Genomic DNA, 20,159 nt, shown 5'->3' with positions numbered 1-20,159 from the left:
GGTCTTGCTATCACTATTTTGGTGAAATTGACGTAATTTTAAAAAAATTAGCGATTATTTGAAATTAATCGAAAATAGGTGTTGACACAATCGCCTTTACCCCTTAATATGTGCACCTCGATAGCGAGGAACATTAACAAGTTAGCGGCATTGCCAACAACGAGTTGATTAACAAACTATCGTGATAATAGAGAATTTCGGAGTGTGGCGCAGTTTGGTAGCGCATCTGGTTTGGGACCAGAGGGTCGTAGGTTCGAATCCTATCACTCCGACCATCTATTTTAAGAGCCTTACAGGCTTTTTTTTATGTATAACGGTTTAGTTTCTGATATAGTAAAATATATCGTAAAGTAAGCTTAGTATATAAAAGTCCTCTAAGAGCGCCTGTAGCTCAGCTGGATAGAGCATCTCCCTTCTAAGGAGGTGGCCGCAGGTTCGAATCCTGCCAGGCGCACCATTTAGCCTGCAAATCTTGCCTATTCTTTGGCAATAGTTATGGCGGTTGTAGCTCAGTTGGTAGAGCCCCGGGTTGTGATCTCGGTTGTCGTGGGTTCGAGTCCCATCAGTCGCCCCATATTTTATTCTGTATGTATCTACATACAAATCATATCTTAATCTAAAAATATATCAGTAATAGCACTCGCCCTTGATGGCGATTTTTTTATGCCTATTCGATTTTATCTCTATATTATCTTTATAAGATTAAACAGATAGAGTTTGATAGCATCTTCAATACTAGATAATCCCCCAAATTTTTTATCAACATTGCTTGTAGGTTTTCCTTGAGGCCTAGCGTGAATGTGTCTACTCTATTATTGTTTAGTAATTCTAATAAGTAAATAGACATGACGTTTTAAATGATGCATTATGCTTAAGTGTTATCACATCCATACTATTCAATAAAAATTATTTATTGGAGCAAGCATTGGCATAGAGCAAACCGACAGAAACTGTTATTAAGAATACTATTATTTTTTTAAGATGAATCGTTATTAATCTGCATTATTGAGGAATTGATTGATGGACGCACTGAGTGTATTGCTGCAAAACGTGCATTTATTTGAGACTAAGTATTATCGTCTAAATGGCACTGGCAATTGGTCTTATTCTATTACTAGAAAAGACACCATTTTATTTTACTTGGTAATGTCTGGCGGTTTTTGCATCGATGTTGGTAATGGTCTACGAGAAGCTCGCGCTGGCGACATGATCATGATTCCGAATGCGCACAAGCATGTGAGTTATGCACTTAATCACCATGGCGATGTTGCTGAGTCGCTTGATGAACTATTGAGCAATTGCCCTGAGCGTACACTTGATATCGATGGCGATGGCGACCCCAATTCATCTTTGATACTGATCGAATGTAAGTATGATAAAGAGATGATTAATCCTCTGTTGTCAGTACTGCCACCGATATTACCTGAGCTCAATGATGCTGCTGACGGTCGGTTTGAAGTGATCGATGTAGAGATAAAGCTGCTAACACTAGAAGCGGAGCGTGAGCGTATGGGCAAAACGGCCGTAATCAATCATTGGGCAAGCATCATGATGATTGAGTGTTTGCGCGTCTATATTGAAAGCTTGCCTGAAGCCACAGAAAACTGGCTCAAAGCCATGAAGGATCCATTTTTGACCAAGGCACTAGCCGCGATGCATGGAGCACCGAGTGAAAGCTGGACCATTCATCAGCTTGCCGAAGTAGCAGGGATGTCGCGTTCTAGCTTTGCACAGCGTTTTAAAGACACTGTTGGCATGCCACCACTGACTTATCTGATCGATTACCGCTTACGATTGGCGGCTCGCTATTTACGCTTACAGCAAAACAGTATTAGCCGTATCAGCGAGATGGTGGGTTATGCTTCAGATTCAACTTTTAGTCAAGCATTTAAACGTGTGTATGGTGTCTCGCCAAAAGCGTACCGTCAGCAGTATCGACAGAACAATCTTGCATAGTTAAAATTCTAATTCTAATTCTAATTCTAGTTCTAGTTTCTGTTTATTTAAATAGAATCTCGACGATAAGCGCTAAGGTCATTTACATGTCCTTGGCGCTTTTTTTAATTTGTGAATATATATTGTTTATAAACGTTGAGTCACTCATATCTATAAGACCTTTGGTAACTTGCTATGGCTATTTTAGTTAAGGGCAGCTGACATTGAGTCTGTGTTCAGGTACTATGGGTTGATGAGTCGTCGAGACAAAAGCGTTAGTGTTATAACGCGTTATATGTCCTTATATGCTAGGTGTATAAAAGGATCGAGACGATGTTTATCTTCGCTGCTGATGGTATGTTATGACTGAACCGACCGCAAAGCTAAATGCAGGAAACAATGGCCAACAAGAGGCTGCTGCACCTGCTAAAACAGAAAGTAATGTTGATAAAAACAATGCTGTAGAGAACCCGCATGTCGGCAAAGAGGCGCCGAAAAATGAGCCGGTAGATACACCTGATAAGGCGGCATTATTGACGATGTTTACCTTGTCAGATATCGAGGCGGTAGCAACTGAAGCAGTAATATCTGAGTCATCCGATAGTCTTACAGTAGCTGCAAAACCTGTGGCGCAAGAAACCAATGTCGCTACGCAGCGTGTTGCGCTTTATCGTGTTCAGCATGAGCGTACTCGACTGTTATATATGGCATCTGCCAATACGCGTCCTACTTACTTAGTACAAACCCTGAAGCCACAATTCGCAGAATATCAGCAATATTTACTTGCGCAGCAGCTCGATAAACGTGGGTTGATGGATACGGATACGCTCGAAAGACTCTGGCAGCAGCTGCATGTGGTCGATGACATTATTGCAGATATCGTGCGTCATATGCCTGCACAGCAGCCCGCCGGTTGGCAGCTGACGACTCAAGATGGTCGCAATCCATTGTGCTTTGCTACGGTCGGTAAGTTAAAGCACGGCAAGCCAATTCGCGACCAAGGTAGCCTCAATAGTTATGTGCTTGGACATTTTGGCGTGAGTAGCTTTACCTACGATCGAGGCTATTATATTGGTCATGTGGTTGGTTATTTATTCAGCTGTTATTATTGTGCTCACTTGTCGATCACTTATGGCGTCACAGCCCTTGGACAGCAAGTCGTGGCTGACTATGATTACGCCAGTCTTGAAACCCCGCATATGGTTAGGCTATTACAAGGTCTTGACGGTTATTGCAAAAAACGCATTTATCAGTTGGCCGTTATTTGTGCGCGCTTGAGTGTTTTCGCGAGTGATAAACGTATTGAAAGAATGCTAATCGCTGAGGTCAATGACTTTGATAAAAAGCTACAGCAGCAGCATTTGGATGTCTTATTATTACAAGGTTTAATGCCTGATAGTAATGACTCAACGCCACTGCTCTAAGCGTTGAATGTCAAATTAATAAATTTCTATTAAGTCATAAATTATAACTGTCTACCTGTAAGCCTCTTAGGATATCTGTTGCCATGCCTGCCTATCATTTCAAAGCGCTTGACGACCATGGCGTTGTCCAAAAAGGCTTGCTAGAAGGGGACTCTGCGCGGCAAATTCGCCAGCAGCTGCGTGATAAGCAATGGACACCCGTTGAAGTCAATCCGGTCAATGACAGACAGAGTCAGAGCAAAAACCGCTACAAAAAACCGTCTGCATACGAGCTGGCATTGCTGACACGTCAGCTATCTGTGCTACTAGCAGCGGGTATCCCACTTGAGGAAACCTTGGCAGCGGTTGCTAAACAATCTCCAAAGACTCATATCAAATCCCTAATGCTTGCGGTACGCTCACATGTCTTGGAAGGGCTCAGCTTAGCACGTGCCCTGCAACAAGCCGCTAGCTTTCCACCGTTATATATCGCTACGATTGCTGCAGGAGAAAAATCTGGTCACCTCGACCTTATCCTCAATCAGCTAGCAGACTACACCGAAAACCGCTTTGCCCTCCAAAAGAAAATCCAAGGGGCCATGGTCTATCCGATTGTCCTGATGGTAATGGCAATTGCAGTAATTATGGGACTAATGAGCTTCGTCGTGCCCAAAATTGTCAAAGTCTTTGAGCAGTCTGAGCAAGCGTTGCCTTTAATTACTCAAATTGTTCTCACGCTATCGAATATCATTACTCAATGGTGGTGGTTAATATTATTGGTATTGGCAAGTACCGCATTTTTATTCTACCGTTTCGCCCAAACGCAAGCAGGTAAATTAACAATTGATAGCGTGGTGCTTAGATTGCCGATACTAGCTAGATTGTCCAAAGGTCTGAATGCCGCACGTTTTGCCAGTACCCTTGCGATACTAGTACGCTCAGGAGTGCCTTTAATTGAGGCATTACATATCGGTGCTGCGGTCACGACCAATTTGCATATCCAAAAAACCATTATCACTGCGGCTGATAGGGTCACAGAAGGCTCTAGTTTGTCTAGCCAGCTAGAGAAATCTAGTTACTTTCCACCGATGATGGTACAGATGATAAAAAGCGGAGAAAACTCAGGCGAGCTTGAAAATATGCTGAGCCGTGCCGCCAATATGCAGGAGGCAGAAGCAACCAATTTTATTAGCACCTTATTATCATTACTTGAGCCTTTAATGCTGGTGTTGATGGGCGTAGTAGTTATGATTATTGTAATGGCGGTTATGCTACCTATCGTTAATATGAACGATTTAGCAGGCTAAATTAATTCGCTAGCCGATGATTTATCATTCTTTATGTATAGCTAGCTGCCAATCTCCAAAACCTCTATTTAGTTCTCTTTTACTCTACTCATATCACCTAACTTGCTTGCTAAACCTTGGACTAGCTTTCTTAAGGTTTGCTTACTGTTGTATATTGTTGAACGAACGCTATTTTTGCTATGGCAAACACAAGCGCCGCGCTATAGTAAGCACGGTTTAATAGTCATACAGTTGGTGTCATTCAATATTTAGCTTTGGCTAAGATAGCAAACCCAAACCCAAACCCAAACCCAAACCCAAACTAGGTACAGCGCTGGATAAAAATAAAACCATGGTTTATAGTGACAATAGTTTCAGAGCTCATTGATATATCATTGATGAGAGCCACGATAGAACGCCACTTTTACTATTTACATAACTGTGATGACCAATGTGATGACTATGACTGACAAATTCCAAGTAAATATAACGCCAAAAAGTGCTATTCAGGATACGCAATCCCATTCAAATATTGTAAGTGACCATAAGACCGCTTCTTCAGCTATGCAGCGCAGTGCGACAAAAAAGTCTGGTCAATCAGGATTCACTCTTATCGAAATTATGGTCGTCATTGTGATCCTAGCCATTCTTGCTGGATTAGTGGTACCAAAAGTAGTTGGTCAAAGTGATAAGGCCCGTGTTAAAACAACTGAAACGGCGCTTGCTACTGTCTCAAATGCGCTAGATATGTACAAGGTTGATAATTCGCGCTATCCAACGACCGCTCAAGGGTTAGAGGCGCTTACGACACCGCCAGCTGATGCAAAAAACTATCCTGAAGGTGGGTATATCAAAGGTGGTTATCCAACTGATGGCTGGGAAAATGAGATGCAATATGTTGCACCAGGTAGTGAAGGGCGACCTTACGATTTATTTTCGTTAGGTGCTGATGGTCAACAAGGTGGTGAAGGTCAAGATGCGGATCTTTATGCTCAGCTATAAGGCTTAATAACAGACGTATAGTGAACAAATTCTGATACTGATATAGCTTTGTAGAATGAAACATTCGTTCATCCATGCACTTTCAACAATTTATAAATATCAACCAATATTCTCTTATTGGTTGATATTTTTTATCAGTAGATAAATCGCCTGCTGTTCATTACAAGTTTGATAGCCAGTGCTATAAATATATCTATGCGCTCAGCAAAATAGTCATCGCAAACTGCAATTAAAGGTAATCATCTATGTCGATTCAACAGTCTAATAAATATTTTTCTAAAAACCTTTATAAATTGGTTCTAACTGTTGCAAGCACTTCATTAGTAACGGTTCTGTCAATGACATCGATCAGTGTACAAGCAGCAGGGTTAAATGACTTATTTAAAAATAGCTCCTCGGCAAAATCAAAGTTCTTACCAGTGGATGAAGCCTTTCAGGTGGTAAGTAATACCAAAGCGACGTCCAAAGGCACACGGCTGTCGATCAGTTTTGAAATTACGCCAGGACATTATGTCTATAAGGATAAGCTTACGTTGAGCTTCCCTAAAGGAATAAGCGCCACGCCGTTCACTTTTAATCAAGCACCAGTATCAATCAATGATCCGACCTTTGGTCAGGTTCCTGTGTTTACGCAAAGAAGTGTCATTGCAACCACGACACTGACGACGAGTAATGGTAAGGGCGCCAAAAACGCGCCTGTTATTATTGGTTGGCAAGGGTGTGCAACGGCTGGCCTATGCTATCCACCAGAAAAAGTTAAAACCAAGATAGACATTGCTGCGACGCGCAAATAAATAGCGAGCAGGTTGATTAAAATATCGGTAATAATAGGTAGCCATTCATGTCCATCAAGACATCACCAAAGTCTTTATCATTTAGCGTATCTACCCATTCGAAAAAATCCCATATCTTAGCGCTTGCCATCGCTAGTGGCTCATTGTTGACAGGTTTATCAGCGACATCGACGGTACAAGCGGCAGGGTTAGGCGACCTTTTTGGTAGTAGTGAAAGCTCATCGAAGTCAAAGTTTTTGCCAGTAGATCAAGCGTTTCAGGTGAGTACAGATAGCACCCCTGTTAAAGCAGGTACGCGGTTATCTGTTAATTTTGATATCACTCCTGAACATTACGTCTATAAAAAGCAAATTAAGCTTACGCTACCCGCTGGCGTGACGGCTGCACCTTTTACCTTTAGCCAGACACCATATTCGATAGATGATCCAACATTTGGCAAAGTACTGGTATTTGACCAAGCGAATATGGTCGCTACCACCACACTGACAAACAATAGTGGCAAGAATATAGAAGACGCCGCTATCGTCGTCGGCTGGCAAGGCTGTGCAAAAGCAGGACTGTGCTATCCACCTGAAAAGATTAATACGACTGTCGATATTGCAGCTTCATCGACGCAGGTATCAGCAGATAGTGAGAGTAGTGCGAGCTCGACCAATTCAGCGATAAATGCTACTGAGACGTCAGAGGAAGCAAGCTCAACAGCTCTTGATAATACTTTGCCTGATGAGGCGCAAGCACTGACAGACGATGGGGCTATTGATTATGATCTCATTGATGACAGCGCTGTAGAGTATGATTCTTTAGATAGTAATGCAGCGACGAATACGATTTCTGCAGCAAATAGCAGCGTAACAGGCGAGACGGCCAATAGCGAAAACGCATCAAACAATAGTTTTGTTGATACCGATCCTTTTGGTTTGGCTTCTCACCCTTGGCTGGCATTAGTACTATTATTTTTAGCAGGCTTAGGCTTGGCCTTGACGCCATGTGTGTTACCGATGTTACCTATCGTGGCCAACATTGTAGCCCGCGAACAAAACCCAACGGTCAAACGCGGTGTCATCTTGACCACCAGTTACGCGATTGGGGTAGCGACTGCTTATGGTATTTTGGGCGCTGTCATTGCAGTATTCGGTGAGTCTTTAGGTATTATTGGTTGGCTGCAGAACCCGATCATTCTCATCAGCTTTGCTATCGTTTTTATATTGCTCGCGCTATATATGTTGGGGCTTTTTAGTATACGTTTGCCGCATACAATCAGTCGAAAGATGCAAGGCTTAAGCCAAGCAGGTGACAGTAAGCTTGGTAGTACAGGCGGCAGTTTGCTCGCTGGGTTTTTATCAGCGCTAGTCGTGTCACCTTGTGTTTCTGCACCATTATTTGGGGCATTATTAGCGGTTTCTACCATTGGTAGTCCGTTGCTCGGCTTTGCCGCTTTATTCATGCTGGGTTTTGGTTTATCAGCGCCGCTTATTCTAATCGGTGCGACTCAAGGCAAGATTATGCCAAAGGCTGGCGAGTGGATGAATTGGGTTAAGCAAGGCTTTGCTTTATTGCTATTTGCCGTGGCACTGCTATTGATTGAGCGCGTGTTTATATCGCCAATCATGCTGATGGTATGGGCGTTATGGTTTATGGTCGTGGCAACATGGGCATGGAGTTGGCTAGGTAAAGGTCGTATGCTGACCCAAGCATTAAGCCTTATCACTGGTATTTGGGCAGCGTGTTTAATAGTCGGCGCTGCATTGGGTAATGACGATAGCTTACATCCATTAGCGTCATTGGGTGCAGCACCGATGATGGTACAGTCAACATCTGGTCAACCAGTGAATAGTGATAGCACCACTGATAAGACGATCACGACGCTTGCAGAGCTAGATGCCATTGTCGCAGCCAATCCGAATGTCATTGTCGATCTGACAGCAGAGTGGTGTATTGAGTGCCGCATTATGGACAAGAACCTGTTTCATAATCGTCCAGCACAGATGCAAGATTGGCAACTAGTAAAGCTCGATATTACTGAAACGACGGCAGACTCAAAAGCCGTGTTGTCTCGTTACCAACTCTTTGGTCCACCAGCGCTACTGTATTATATTGATGGTCAGCTAGTAAATCAGCAAGTTGGTGAGATTGGTCGTTCAGAATTTGAGCAAACATTATCGGCGTTGAACAACTAAAATTTAACAATGAACACTTAAGAAACCAGTGTAATATTTCGAAAATTCTTAAGAATATTAAGAAGGCCAGTATACTAAGAAATTATGCTGGCTTTTTTGATGCCTTTAAATTCATACTATAGAATGTTTATTAAGTATTTGTTATATAAGTAATTATATTGATAAACGCTTATTTTAACTATCGATAAAGCTAGTATCGTGCTTATATTTTCATTACAATAAAGAAACAATGCAGCAGGGGCACTAATTGTCATTTTTTTCGCTCCTAATATCTGCGATTAGCTGATAGTCTCAGTCAATTCTATTTTAGCGATAACGCTAATGGCTATATTAATTACCTCATATACTCTGCTAGCGCTAATGCTAGTTAGATAAAGGACACTTATGTTTGCCCATACCATTACTCAGCGTCACCAACAGCCGTCTTACCAGAATGCGCATATGCCTCTTCGTATTGCAGTTGCGCTTGCGTTGAGTTGTACCGCGATACAAGTACAAGCTGCTGATGATTCTCAAACCTATAACGAACTGCCAGCACCTGAAGCTGCGTTTGAATACGAGGATCTTGACCTATCACAAAGTCTCGATAACGGTGCGATATCTTCTGATATAAGTACACAAAGTGGCAAAATAATTAGCAAAGAATTTATTGCTCAGCAAGCCAAGCTATTTTCTGAATGTACCCAAGTTCAGTCTAGTGCTGCTCGCCTCGCTTGTTTTGATAAAGTAGCTGAACAAGGTAAGACACCAAGCTATACCTCGACCAAACAACCAATTGATTTGGCAAAAACTTTTCAAAGTACGGTCTCAGGTAATCCAAAAGTGATATTGGCTGAGTCTCAAACGGCGATGAGTGGGACGACAGTTGAAGATGCAGACACCATCTTAATGACCAACCAGCAAACAGCAGCCAGCAAATTGAAGGCAAATGGCAACGTAGAAGTAGATGCTGAAACGAATAGCGAGGCACAAATTTTAGAAAATATCGGTGTCACTCAAACAGACATCGAAAAATTCTCGCCACTCAGTCTATCTTATGACCTAGATAAAAACAGTGAGCGTGGTACTTGGACGGTTAGACCATATCGGCCGACGTATCTGTTGCCATTATTTTATACTTTCGATCCCAATTTAAATCCAAGTACACCATCGCAAGAAACAGATCCTTTTGATTCTAATGACATACGCGAAACTGAGCTAAAATTCCAATTATCCCTAAAAACAAAAGTCGCAGAAGATTTGTTTGATACCAGTGCTGACCTATGGTTTGGTTATACCCAAGAATCACATTGGCAAGTTTATAACGAAGACAACTCACGTCCATTCCGTGCTACCGATTATCAACCTGAAATATTCTTAACCCAACCTGTGACAGCAGATTTGCCTTTTGGTGGACGTCTGCGTATGTTGGGCGCAGGTGCTGTGCATCACTCGAATGGACAAGATGATCCATTATCACGTTCATGGAATCGTGCTTACCTCATGGCGGGCGCAGAGTGGGGCAGACTTTCAGTCATACCGCGCCTATGGGCTCGAGTAAATAACGAAAGTAGTAGCGATGATGATAATCCAGATATCGAAGACTACATGGGCTATGGTGATATCAAATTCTTGTACGATTTGCCTGCTGATCAGAGCATTAGCGGTACCTTGCGCTACAATCCAGGCACCAATAAAGGTGCTGCGCAAATCGACTATATCTATCCTATCTCAGAGCACGTTAATGGTATGGTTCAGCTATTCCAAGGCTATGGTGAGTCAATCATTGATTATAATCATGAAAATACCTCTATCGGCTTCGGTATCGTACTGAACGATTGGAAAGGGCTTTAATTCGGAAAGGACATTAATTTGAGAAAGGCTCTAATATAGGTGGAATTTATGATAAGTTATGACAAATAATAGTTTATGCGCCGCTTAGCGCCTTATCAAACTGGACTGTGGTTGGCAGAGTATATGGATATGCGCTGCCAACTATGCCGTATTTATCGTAGTACACCACAATCTCAACTACTGCACCATCAAGCGCAATCTAGTATACATAATATAACGGACACGCCGCCTACACGGACAGCCTTAAAGAAACACTCTTTTCTTACTAATATCGTTCATCAAGCAAACAGCCATTTGAGCAGTGGTTTACTTTGTGATCACTGTCACAACGATATCACTTGGTTACCAAGACCTTTTGAAGTTGATATCGTTCCTAGTATATCTCTATCTATCCAAGCCTCTACTTACTACGAGTATCCAATACGTCAAGCTATCCGAGCATTTAAGCATCAAGAGGATATGACGAAATTGCCGTTACTATTACATGCCATACGTCAATTACCGCGTCCACACGGTTGTCATCGCAATAACAGCGTGATTGTCGCTATGCCAACGACAAGTCAACGATTGGTCAAACGTGGGTTCGATCCTGTCAGTATTCTATCTGCTCAATTGTCTAAACATTGGCAAATTCCTGTATGGCAAGGCGTTAAGCGTATTGACGATACAGTTAGTCAGCAGGGACTGTCTCGTGCCGAACGTCTTAGTAACTTAGATAATGCCTTTGCTCTAATCGAAAACCCTCCTAAAAAACGCTTAATACTATTCGATGACGTATCTACCACAGGTGCAAGCTTACAAGCATTAGCGCGAGCATTCATTCCACCTGCATCAATAAAATCAGCAACGGATAGCAGCAATAATAGTTATCAAATTTCTGCTTACGTATTAGCACATGGCAGCAAATCCTAAGCTCAATACATCTTTGTCAACAATATCTAATTATTGCTAATATATTTCCTTAACGCTATATTATTATAGTTATGTATACTAATTTGTTGTTCTGATCTAAATGTCTAAGTTATCTTTTGGCGGACTAATATATGAGTGAAGGAGGCTAGGAAGCGCCTGTAGTTATTTCTAGATGGTATTTATTAGATATCGTGGAATGAAAATTGCATGTTATTAAATAAATATATGTAGAAAATCATGGTAGTAAGGCAACAATATAAGATACTCATAATCAATATGCCATAAGTAAAAGACAGATAATCGCAGTTTTAAATAGGAACACGATGTGAATGCATCTTTGAACACTCCACTACCTAAGCTGAAGAACGTAAGCTTAGGTTTTACCTTAATTGAATTAATGGTAACCATTGCTGTTCTTGCCATTATTGCAGGTATTGCGGCGCCTAATATTAGCACCCAACTTGCAAACCAGCGCGTGAAGTCGACAACAGCTACTTTAGTTAATGCACTGAAAGAAGCCAAAGCTGAAAGTATTATTCGTCGTCAAAACATTACTTTAAGCTATGATAATGATAGTAATCCTAAAGTCATTACCATTTCAGGATCAGAAGCAGATCCTATTGCTAACTATAGCTATAATGATGAAAGTGAAATTGTATCAGCACCAGAAACTATAACCTTTGAACCTAGTAAACGAGTCACTGCTACAGTCACTTACACTGTCTGTGATAGCAATACTTCAGTGCAACCAAGAGTAATTTCAGTGAGTAGAGTTGCTAATATTACTGACCAAGTAGGAGGTAGCTGTCAATGAATGGGTCAAGCTTTCAACGAGGTGTTGGTTTAGTAGAGGTATTAGTGGCTGTTTTACTACTATCCATTGCGATATTGGGCTTTAGTGCGCTACAAATGCGTGCAATTACAGCCACTGACGAGAGTTTAGTTAGAACCAAATCTTTAACAGTGGTTCGCAATTTAGCTGAAGTGATGCGTGGCTATCCAGAGGCATATATTAAAGATAGTAGCGCACCTCCTTTTGAGAGCATACTCTCGACAGAGTTTTCTGAGTTATCCTTAGCTGAACGAGCAAAAGTCACTCCAACTATACAGGCTGTAATAAATAGTTCGGCTACTGATACAGTGGTTATCTCATATGTTAAAACTAATAGCGATGGTACCAAGACCACCGTCAGTAAAACAGTAAGTATTTTAGCTAGTGGTGAAAATTGCTTATCTACTACTACTAGCAATATAGGTGGCAAAATTGTACCAAAACAATCTTGTACTATTAATGAGCTTGCTGCTCGTGATGGGCTTATGATCAAAAAGATGGCAGCTGATGAAAATATTGCTGTCGGTATTGCTACCTGTCCTGGAAGCTCTGCGAATGCTATACAACAACAAATGTGTATTATTACCGCATGGAATGGTACTAAGCCAATATTAGACGATACAGAGGTAGATGCTTGTGGAAAGATAAATGGTACCTATCATATCGGCAGTCAATGCCTTATCTCGGAGGCATACTAATGAATAATAACCAGGTAAGCCATTTCAATAATAGCTCTTCAGGTTTTACTCTGATTGAGCTGATTATTTCCTTAGTATTAGGCCTACTAGTTTCAGCGGCTGTAATACAAGTTTATATTATTAGTGCTCGTACGAGTGTGGTGCAGCAAAGCGCCTCTGAGGTACAAGATACTACAATATTTGCACTGCAAGCAGTTGATGACCATATTCGCTTAGCGAACTTAGGGAACCCAATAAGTAATATTACGAGTACAACTCCTCATAGTGGTATTGTGCTAACTACAAATAATTTAGGTAATAGCAATGCTACTGATGAAAAATACTTAACTGTAAGTGCTGATAGTGACGGTTGGACAGGCTTATCAAATATAGTTGGTATTGAAAGTGACCAATTAACTATTCAATATAAAAACATAACTTCAGCATCGTTATATGATTGTGAAGGAACAGAGATTGCATCAGGTAGCAGTGATTGGGTGGTTGAACGCTATTTTATACGTAAGGCTACAGGTGGTGCTGCCACTGATTTAGTATTGGCTTGCGCTGCTGGTCGAGTTGATGAAGAAGGGGCAATAGTCACAGCATTTACTGGTACTGGATTTACTGGTACTGGAGAAGTGATTATACCTGCAGTAGATCAGTTTAAAGTTTTATTGGGAACGATGACCGATGTTTCACAATTGAGCTATATGCCAGCGAATACCTATTTAACGCTCACAGAAAAACCTGCAATCACCACTATCAAACTTGGAGTAATTGTTCGTAGTACTACTCCGTTAATAGAAGATCCTGAAAGTGAATTAGCAACTGAGGATAAAGGAAAGTTTGTGGTGCTAGGAACGGAACAGAAGCTAAATACTGTTAGTATGAATGAAAATTATTATCGTCGTAGTTATGAATCTACTATTACGTTGCGAAGTGCTCGTGTCATGTCTGTTACTGGTCTAAAATCTAATGTCACGTCATAAAAAAGAGGCGATATGTCAAATTATCAGCGATATCAGCGCTCCATAGTGCCACCATCTAGTCAACAAGGTGCAGTACTTATCGTAGTTCTATTGTTCTTGGTTTTGATTATATTGGGGGGCGTTATTGCGGTAAAGCAAAGTAGCACGGACCTGAAGCTCGCCACTAGTGACCAAATTAATGCACTACTACTACAGTCAGCAGATAATGCTAACCAAAATATAGAGCAAAGTATTAATGGCAGCAGTGATTCAGATGCTTACGATGCTATGATATCGCGTGGTGGCCCTTTTGGTCATTTTATCTTGTCTGATTATAGTGTCGAGAATGAATATGTCTTTTGCTTCCGTCCACGTGATCAGTTATTCAATGTCAATAAAACTTCAATCATAACGCCAGATGGTTCGTTAACAAGTACGGGCTATTGCGATTCTACTGAATCAAGTGATTATATTAGCAGTCGTAATACTAGTATGACGCAGGTGAACGTATCGCTAACACCACCAAATGCAGAGAACGAAGCATTCGGTAGTTACAGTATAGGGCAAGGAAGTAGTTTGATATCAAGTAAGGCATTTATGTTCGATATCAACAGTACAGCTGTATTACCCGCTTACGGAAACACTAATCTAGGTAATATAGACTGCTTCAAGCAGACCAGTAGATTGCATACAGCGTCTGCTGCTGACTATACAGATACGATTGGCGGTTGTATGGCAGAAGCTGGTGTACCCAATAAGATCATTTATGAAATGGCCGATGTTGAGAACCAGTCGTTACGTACCAAATGTGTCGATTTTGGTGAAGGCGCAGGATTACTGTGTACCTTGCCATCTAGCTAACAAATACTATATTTTGTTATTTGCCATATTGAATAGTGTTATCGCTACTCTGCTATCATTTATATTAAGGAATAGGTCATGAAACAGTTAATGAGTCAAAGGTCTAAACGACAAACATGGCCTATTAAAGCGTTAACGGCAGCGGTGACAATCGCCATAACAAGTCTAGTGCCTGCCAATGGTGCTACAGTGACGAGTGACAGAAAACCTATCGGTGATCTTGAGATATATAAGGCGGCTAAGCCAGGTACGGCATCTATTTTTATGATGCTGGATACTTCAGGGAGTATGGGTGGTAATAGTGGTTGCCGTAATTACAATAGTAATACTGGTGACATTCGTTTGGTAGTGTATCAGCGAAAGCTTGATGCCAGTAAGCCTGACGGACTATTTAGGAACGATGAAGGTAATACAGTAGTAGATAAAAATGCGCCACTCCTTAAAAACGCAAATATTACATTTCCTACTTGTAAAGATGGTAGTGGCAATACAATTGCTCGTACCCTCATGGCGCGTTTGCAAGTAGCGCTTATAGAGTTACTTGCTGATGAAGTTTATGTAGGCAATAGCATAAAAGATACAGGCTCACTGCCAGACGATTACGCTATGGGTATGGGACACTATCCCGTAGACAGCCGTAAAGGAGTAGTCTTAGTCCCCACAAAGGATCTAACAGCTGAGCAGCGGGTAGATTTGATAGATAATGCTATCAGTTTAAGTGCAAACGGTGGTACTCCAACAGCTAGTGCTCTTGCTGAGTCTGGTGCTTATATGATGGGTACTAGAACATCTGATGTTACGGTTGTCGCTGAGCGAGAATATTTTAATGGTTCGGCTTACTGGCGTAGGTGTTACGGTAACCAAACCACACTAACATTTGATCCAGAAATAGACATATTCGTATATGATTGTAATAGTTGGGGTACATGGTCATCGAACTCTAATGTATTGCCAAATTATAGCGTCAGTTCTAATCTTGACCATAGAAATGACAGTGGTCGTACTTATTTTGCAAACGATAACTCATATAGTGGCTTTACGAAATCAATAAGTGATTCTAAGAAAGATGGCAGTTATATTTCACCTCTAAGTGACAAGCAATGTAGTGGTAACGGCATTTATCTATTGACAGATGGTGAGCCTAACGGCACGAATGAAGCGACTTCAAGAACTATCATGAATGAGTCTCTGTCAGGCTCAACATCATCTTTGTCACTAGGTAGTTCTTGTAACGCTTTACAAGGTGGAGGTTGGGAATGTACGGCTGAGTATGCAGCCTTACTTCGAAATCCTGCTAGTAATACAAAGGGCCTACCAATAAAAACCGCGACAGTTGGCTTTGGTAATGCTTTTGCTGGATTGACAGGGACACGACCTATCACAGTAAATGGTGAGGTAAAGACGGTAGTCGACTGTTCTAGTGGCAATGTAAATCAAGATACGCGTAATTTATGCAGGTTGGGTGAGCGTAGAGGTGATAACGAAACTAAAACTTATGGCGATGGAGGCTTCTATTATACTGAGAACTCTGAGGAAATTGCTGCCAGCATAGTTGACTTCTCAGCTAGCCTTGTACAGATTATTAATACAGCACCTTCAGGTACAATTACTATTCCAGAGGACCCTTACCGAGCGGCAAATCAACTTCCTTATGCCTATTTACCTATGCTAGATCCTGATATTGTTTCCACAGCAAGTATATGGAAAGGTAATCTTAAAAAATATAATTTGGATCAAGGGACATTGTTTGGAAGAGGCAGCAATAAACTTTATAAAGATATCGCTGGCAATCTAGATGAAAATACACAAGATGAATGGCAAACTGCTAATTTTGTAGTAGAGGGCAAAGCGGCCAATAATAATATTGCGGCTGGCGGTGTATATGCTCAATTACAAGCACCAAGTGCAGGTTTGGGTAGTGTGCGTACTCTCTATGTCGAGGATTACACGACGGCTACCGATAAAACACCAATGTTGCGTAAAGTTGGTGTTGATAGTAGCGGCAAACCATTTGGGTTCGATAAACTCAAAGATACTGTTGCTTATAGTCAGTTAAATCAACGTCGTTTGCTGAGTTTTTTAGGTTTTGGTGGTGTGCTGACTAATGATGGACAACCAACGACCCCGCTTACGACTGAGACTAATAACTTAAGCTTAACCAAGCCGACCAATGAAGTAAAATTGTTAGGTGGTGTTGTGCATTCCAAGCCTGAAGCTGTTTCTTATGGTTCAAAATTAGATGATAAAGGCAGTATTGTCGATCCTCGAGAGGATTATCTACTCTTTGGTTCTATGGATGGAGCTTTGCATTTAGTCGATGCAAAAGCAGGTAAAGAAGAGTTTGCTATCATTCCTAGAGAAATGTTAATAAATCAACCAGAAGCTCTAGTAGAGAACTCTAAAAAGGAAATATCTAAAATTGGTCAACCTTATTTTGGTGTGGATGCTCCCTGGTTAGTCAAAACTGATTACGCTTATGATTTACCAGGAGGAAAGGTAACAGTTGATCAAGCATCAGGTAAGGGTATGTTTGCTTATGGTGGTCTGCGTATGGGAGGTGATTCATTCTACGGAATGAATATAACCAAAAGATCTGAACCTAAGATGCTATTTACGATTACACCACAAGGCATTAGCTCGACTACTCCAGGTGTTTCTTCAACAGCGGGTTTTACTCGTTTAGGACAGATTTGGAGCAAACCAGTTGCTGCAAAAATACGCCTAACCAAAGGCTCTGATCCTAAGAAGAATGCTGCGCCAACAGACGTGCTTATATTCGGTGGTGGTTACGACATGCAGTATGAAACTGATGGCTATGTAGCCACTACTAGTGCCCCTGCCAAAGGCAATGCTATCTATATGATTAATGCCAAAACAGGTAAGCTGATATGGTCAACTAGTAGCGAAGGCACTTCAGGTGTCAATGTCAAAACAGATACGATGATTAATAGTATCACTGGTGGAATTACTGTGCTTGATAGAGATAATGATGGTCTGATGGATCACCTCTATGCTGCCGACTTGGGTGGACAAGTATTCCGTGCAGACTTTGAGAATGCACGCATTGCTCAGTTCGGCTTTGCAGCTGTAAATAGCTTCACTAATAAAGGCGTGACACGCATATTAGATGCAGCTCCTACAGATAAGAAACTCGCATACCGTTTCTATGAAAGCCCAGTCGTAAGTTTCTATCGTAGAGAGAAAGGGCCAGATACTGGTAAGCTCTTTGCTATGGTCAACGTTATCTCAGGTAATCGCAGCGCGCCTCTATCGACATTGCGTAATAACAATGGTTATGCCAACCGTGTTTATGGCATCATCGACAATGATGTGACTAATAAAGACCTGTATAACAGTGGATTTACTAAGACTATTGCAAACTTGACAGAAGCTAAGCTGGTAAATTTAGGCTCTGCGATACCTACTATAGGATCTGCGACCACTGATATAGCTCGTGAAAGCAAAAAAAATGATGCTATAAAATCGATGATAGGTGTAGCTAAAAGTGGTACTACTCCAGCGGCTCCAGCAACCAAAAATGGCTGGTATTACCCATTAACTCGTTTTGATGGTTACAATAACGTTAGATATAACAAAGGTGTGGGCGAAAGTACAGTCATTAATAATTTGCTTTATACCACTGTATATAACCCTGACAAAGTATACGGAAATACAGCAAGCTGTTCAGCGAAAATAATGGGTGGCTCTGAACGTCAACTATATTGTTTACCTTATGGCGTATGTATGGATGAAACCTCAATAACTGGTACAGGCGGATTTACACCTGCAGGTCAAGGTATTCAGGAGTTGGCTATTGGTGCCTATAACGCAGATAATACAGATATAAAAGTACTGATTGGTACGACAACAATCGCCGATCGAATAGATGCGGCTAAACGTGCAAAATATGGTACAGATGGATTCAAAGATAGCAGTAATATCAAAGATCTTTATCCTGGTGAAAACAACAGTGCCACACAAAATAATGGTGATGGATCAGCTGTTGAGTTTTTATTCAATGAACGATATACCTTGCAACCAAAAGCATGGTATGAACGAAAAAAACAGTAACTGTGACTTTCTAGTTGCCTAGTATCAGTATTTAATAATGAAAAATAACTTTGCCTACATTTATAATGAGACAGCAAACATGACTAAGTTGCATATAAAGAAAGCAGAAAATGCGACAATGCGTAACAATGTGCATGGTTTTACGCTCATAGAAATGCTAGTTGTACTCATTATCCTATCTATATTGGCCACCATTGCCATACCAAGCTATCGTCAGTATGCTGTGCGCAATGCTGAAAATGATGTACAAGCAAAGATGCTACAGTTAGAGATAGAACTGGAGCGCTGGCGAGCTAAGTCATTAACTTATCAAGGGTTCCAACCACGAATCATAGATAGCTCTAATAACACAGTGACTTATGGTTATGCAGATAGCCCTGCAACAAACAAGACTATCTATGTGCCAGATGGTAGCGATGCCAGTAATTATCGATACAAGATTACGCTCGTCGATGGCGATGCTCCCGCTAACTCACTAGTAAATACAGCAGTAAATGCTACAGGGCGCACATGGAAAATGATTGCCGAACCCGAAGATTCAGGTATAACTACTTACGCCAGTAGAATGATGATGAATAGTGCAGGTCTACGTTGTAAAAACACTAGCAAGAGTACTTTCGATGAGACCAATGCTGACTGCGATACAGGTCAAGAGGAATGGTAATGAATAAATATCGTAAAAAATCACTATTAGCTCCTACCAGTCAGTCAGGCTTTACCCTCATCGAGATGATGATAGTAGTAGCTATCATTGCTATTCTCGCAGCCATCGCCTTTCCTAATTATCAGCAATATGTCATAAAGACAAAGCGCACGGACGCTATGAGCGAAATGCAGAATATAGCATCGCAGCTCGAAAGTCGTAAGTTAGCACAAGGCACTTATAGTAATGCATTGATTACAGGATTAGGCGGTAACTTTCCTAGGCAGGGGCCGACACTCTATGTTATTACCTTTAGCCCGAATCCACTGACATCCGAGTGGGTCATTACAGCAACACCTCAAGCCAATACTCAGGTCATCAACGATGGCACACTGACGTTGAGTTATCAGAACGTGAAGTGTCGAGATAGTATTTGCGGTACAGGCGATGAATGGAATCAGTAACATTTTTTGTGACTACTATATTCGTCATCATCATAGATAATGACAAAAAATGTCAGTTAAGGTTACCATATACTTACCGTTGTAATGTTAAATGACAATTTTTAGTAGTTTACTAGAAACATTTGTCATAAGTTTTAGAATGGTTTAAACAATAATTGTTTCATTAATGCTGGTTTCAAGAATAAAAGCTCATTTCTAGTTATAAAAACAATAATATCGTAATTTTGGCACGATACCTGCATTATTTATATCAAGAAAGAAACTATATTCCTGAAGATAATGATGCGCTAACGGCCTTTCT

General features: G+C 41.1%; 15 protein-coding genes and 3 tRNA genes. All 18 read left to right on the top strand.

What is annotated here, in order from left to right; genetic code table 11:
- Positions 1 to 198: 198 nt before the first annotated feature.
- The 18 genes from CXF60_RS03520 to CXF60_RS03435 all read left to right on the top strand — a co-directional run bounded on the left by CXF60_RS03520 (position 199) and on the right by CXF60_RS03435 (position 19,858).
- A tRNA-Pro gene (locus CXF60_RS03520) sits at positions 199 to 275 on the top strand.
- A gap of 105 nt (positions 276 to 380) precedes the next feature.
- Positions 381 to 457 (top strand) — tRNA-Arg (locus CXF60_RS03515).
- 41 nt (positions 458 to 498) lie between these two features.
- A tRNA-His gene (locus tag CXF60_RS03510) sits at positions 499 to 574 on the top strand.
- A gap of 446 nt (positions 575 to 1,020) precedes the next feature.
- Complete coding sequence (locus CXF60_RS03505; RefSeq protein WP_101205501.1) at positions 1,021 to 1,956, top strand: AraC family transcriptional regulator; 936 nt, start codon at positions 1,021 to 1,023, stop codon at positions 1,954 to 1,956.
- Between the two features lie 341 nt (positions 1,957 to 2,297).
- Positions 2,298 to 3,359, top strand: a complete 1,062-nt coding sequence (locus tag CXF60_RS03500) for a hypothetical protein (RefSeq protein WP_102090814.1) — start codon at positions 2,298 to 2,300, stop codon at positions 3,357 to 3,359.
- A gap of 83 nt (positions 3,360 to 3,442) precedes the next feature.
- The gene (gene gspF / locus CXF60_RS03495; RefSeq protein WP_102090813.1) at positions 3,443 to 4,645 is read left to right on the top strand and encodes a type II secretion system inner membrane protein GspF; all 1,203 of its coding nucleotides are present in this window, start codon (positions 3,443 to 3,445) and stop codon (positions 4,643 to 4,645) included.
- A 543-nt stretch (positions 4,646 to 5,188) separates the two neighbouring features.
- A complete protein-coding gene (gene gspG, locus CXF60_RS03490; RefSeq protein ID WP_102090915.1) occupies positions 5,189 to 5,626 on the top strand; it encodes a type II secretion system major pseudopilin GspG in 438 nt (145 codons plus the stop codon).
- A gap of 338 nt (positions 5,627 to 5,964) precedes the next feature.
- Complete coding sequence (locus CXF60_RS03485; protein WP_227543662.1) at positions 5,965 to 6,420, top strand: protein-disulfide reductase DsbD domain-containing protein; 456 nt, start codon at positions 5,965 to 5,967, stop codon at positions 6,418 to 6,420.
- Between the two features lie 47 nt (positions 6,421 to 6,467).
- The gene (gene dsbD, locus CXF60_RS03480) at positions 6,468 to 8,597 is read left to right on the top strand and encodes a protein-disulfide reductase DsbD (RefSeq protein WP_102090811.1); all 2,130 of its coding nucleotides are present in this window, start codon (positions 6,468 to 6,470) and stop codon (positions 8,595 to 8,597) included.
- A gap of 384 nt (positions 8,598 to 8,981) precedes the next feature.
- A complete protein-coding gene (locus CXF60_RS03475; protein WP_102090810.1) occupies positions 8,982 to 10,430 on the top strand; it encodes a phospholipase A in 1,449 nt (482 codons plus the stop codon).
- A 75-nt stretch (positions 10,431 to 10,505) separates the two neighbouring features.
- On the top strand, positions 10,506 to 11,342 hold the full coding sequence (locus tag CXF60_RS14585) for a ComF family protein (RefSeq protein WP_228707033.1): 837 nt from the start codon (positions 10,506 to 10,508) through the stop codon (positions 11,340 to 11,342).
- Positions 11,343 to 11,667: 325 nt separating this feature from the next.
- Positions 11,668 to 12,156: a GspH/FimT family pseudopilin gene (locus CXF60_RS03465; protein ID WP_227522938.1), complete on the top strand. Its 489-nt coding sequence runs from the start codon at positions 11,668 to 11,670 to the stop codon at positions 12,154 to 12,156.
- On the top strand, positions 12,153 to 12,872 hold the full coding sequence (locus CXF60_RS03460) for a prepilin-type N-terminal cleavage/methylation domain-containing protein (protein ID WP_102090809.1): 720 nt from the start codon (positions 12,153 to 12,155) through the stop codon (positions 12,870 to 12,872). The genes CXF60_RS03465 and CXF60_RS03460 overlap by 4 nt, the downstream gene beginning before the upstream one ends.
- On the top strand, positions 12,872 to 13,840 hold the full coding sequence (locus CXF60_RS03455; protein WP_180958085.1) for a PilW family protein: 969 nt from the start codon (positions 12,872 to 12,874) through the stop codon (positions 13,838 to 13,840). The genes CXF60_RS03460 and CXF60_RS03455 overlap by 1 nt, the downstream gene beginning before the upstream one ends.
- Before the next feature lie 12 nt (positions 13,841 to 13,852).
- Complete coding sequence (locus CXF60_RS03450) at positions 13,853 to 14,680, top strand: PilX N-terminal domain-containing pilus assembly protein (RefSeq protein ID WP_102090807.1); 828 nt, start codon at positions 13,853 to 13,855, stop codon at positions 14,678 to 14,680.
- Between the two features lie 78 nt (positions 14,681 to 14,758).
- Entirely contained in the window at positions 14,759 to 18,751 is a 3,993-nt protein-coding gene (locus tag CXF60_RS03445) for a pilus assembly protein (protein WP_102090806.1), read from the top strand.
- 79 nt (positions 18,752 to 18,830) lie between these two features.
- Positions 18,831 to 19,415: a type IV pilin protein gene (locus CXF60_RS03440; protein WP_180958081.1), complete on the top strand. Its 585-nt coding sequence runs from the start codon at positions 18,831 to 18,833 to the stop codon at positions 19,413 to 19,415.
- Positions 19,415 to 19,858, top strand: a complete 444-nt coding sequence (locus tag CXF60_RS03435) for a type IV pilin protein (protein ID WP_101205512.1) — start codon at positions 19,415 to 19,417, stop codon at positions 19,856 to 19,858. Before CXF60_RS03440 ends, CXF60_RS03435 begins: the two co-directional genes overlap by 1 nt.
- Positions 19,859 to 20,159 lie beyond the last annotated feature (301 nt).

The sequence above is a fragment of the Psychrobacter sp. 4Bb genome (genome assembly GCF_002836735.1).
Taxonomy (GTDB): Bacteria; Pseudomonadota; Gammaproteobacteria; order Pseudomonadales; family Moraxellaceae; genus Psychrobacter.
Note: the sequence above shows the minus strand (reverse complement) of the source record. Positions and strands in the feature narration are given on the sequence as shown.

Excerpts from the sequence above, each read along its gene's own strand:
- CXF60_RS03505 (WP_101205501.1), top strand. The coding sequence starts at position 1,021 with ATGGACGCACTGAGTGTATTGCTGCAAAACGTGCATTTATTTGAGACT.
- CXF60_RS03500 (WP_102090814.1), top strand. The coding sequence starts at position 2,298 with ATGACTGAACCGACCGCAAAGCTAAATGCAGGAAACAATGGCCAACAA.
- gspF (WP_102090813.1), top strand. The coding sequence starts at position 3,443 with ATGCCTGCCTATCATTTCAAAGCGCTTGACGACCATGGCGTTGTCCAA.
- gspG (WP_102090915.1), top strand. The coding sequence starts at position 5,189 with ATGCAGCGCAGTGCGACAAAAAAGTCTGGTCAATCAGGATTCACTCTT.
- CXF60_RS03485 (WP_227543662.1), top strand. The coding sequence starts at position 5,965 with ATGACATCGATCAGTGTACAAGCAGCAGGGTTAAATGACTTATTTAAA.
- dsbD (WP_102090811.1), top strand. The coding sequence starts at position 6,468 with ATGTCCATCAAGACATCACCAAAGTCTTTATCATTTAGCGTATCTACC.
- CXF60_RS03475 (WP_102090810.1), top strand. The coding sequence starts at position 8,982 with ATGTTTGCCCATACCATTACTCAGCGTCACCAACAGCCGTCTTACCAG.
- CXF60_RS14585 (WP_228707033.1), top strand. The coding sequence starts at position 10,506 with ATGCGCCGCTTAGCGCCTTATCAAACTGGACTGTGGTTGGCAGAGTAT.
- CXF60_RS03460 (WP_102090809.1), top strand. The coding sequence starts at position 12,153 with ATGAATGGGTCAAGCTTTCAACGAGGTGTTGGTTTAGTAGAGGTATTA.
- CXF60_RS03455 (WP_180958085.1), top strand. The coding sequence starts at position 12,872 with ATGAATAATAACCAGGTAAGCCATTTCAATAATAGCTCTTCAGGTTTT.
- CXF60_RS03450 (WP_102090807.1), top strand. The coding sequence starts at position 13,853 with ATGTCAAATTATCAGCGATATCAGCGCTCCATAGTGCCACCATCTAGT.
- CXF60_RS03445 (WP_102090806.1), top strand. The coding sequence starts at position 14,759 with ATGAAACAGTTAATGAGTCAAAGGTCTAAACGACAAACATGGCCTATT.
- CXF60_RS03440 (WP_180958081.1), top strand. The coding sequence starts at position 18,831 with ATGACTAAGTTGCATATAAAGAAAGCAGAAAATGCGACAATGCGTAAC.
- CXF60_RS03435 (WP_101205512.1), top strand. The coding sequence starts at position 19,415 with ATGAATAAATATCGTAAAAAATCACTATTAGCTCCTACCAGTCAGTCA.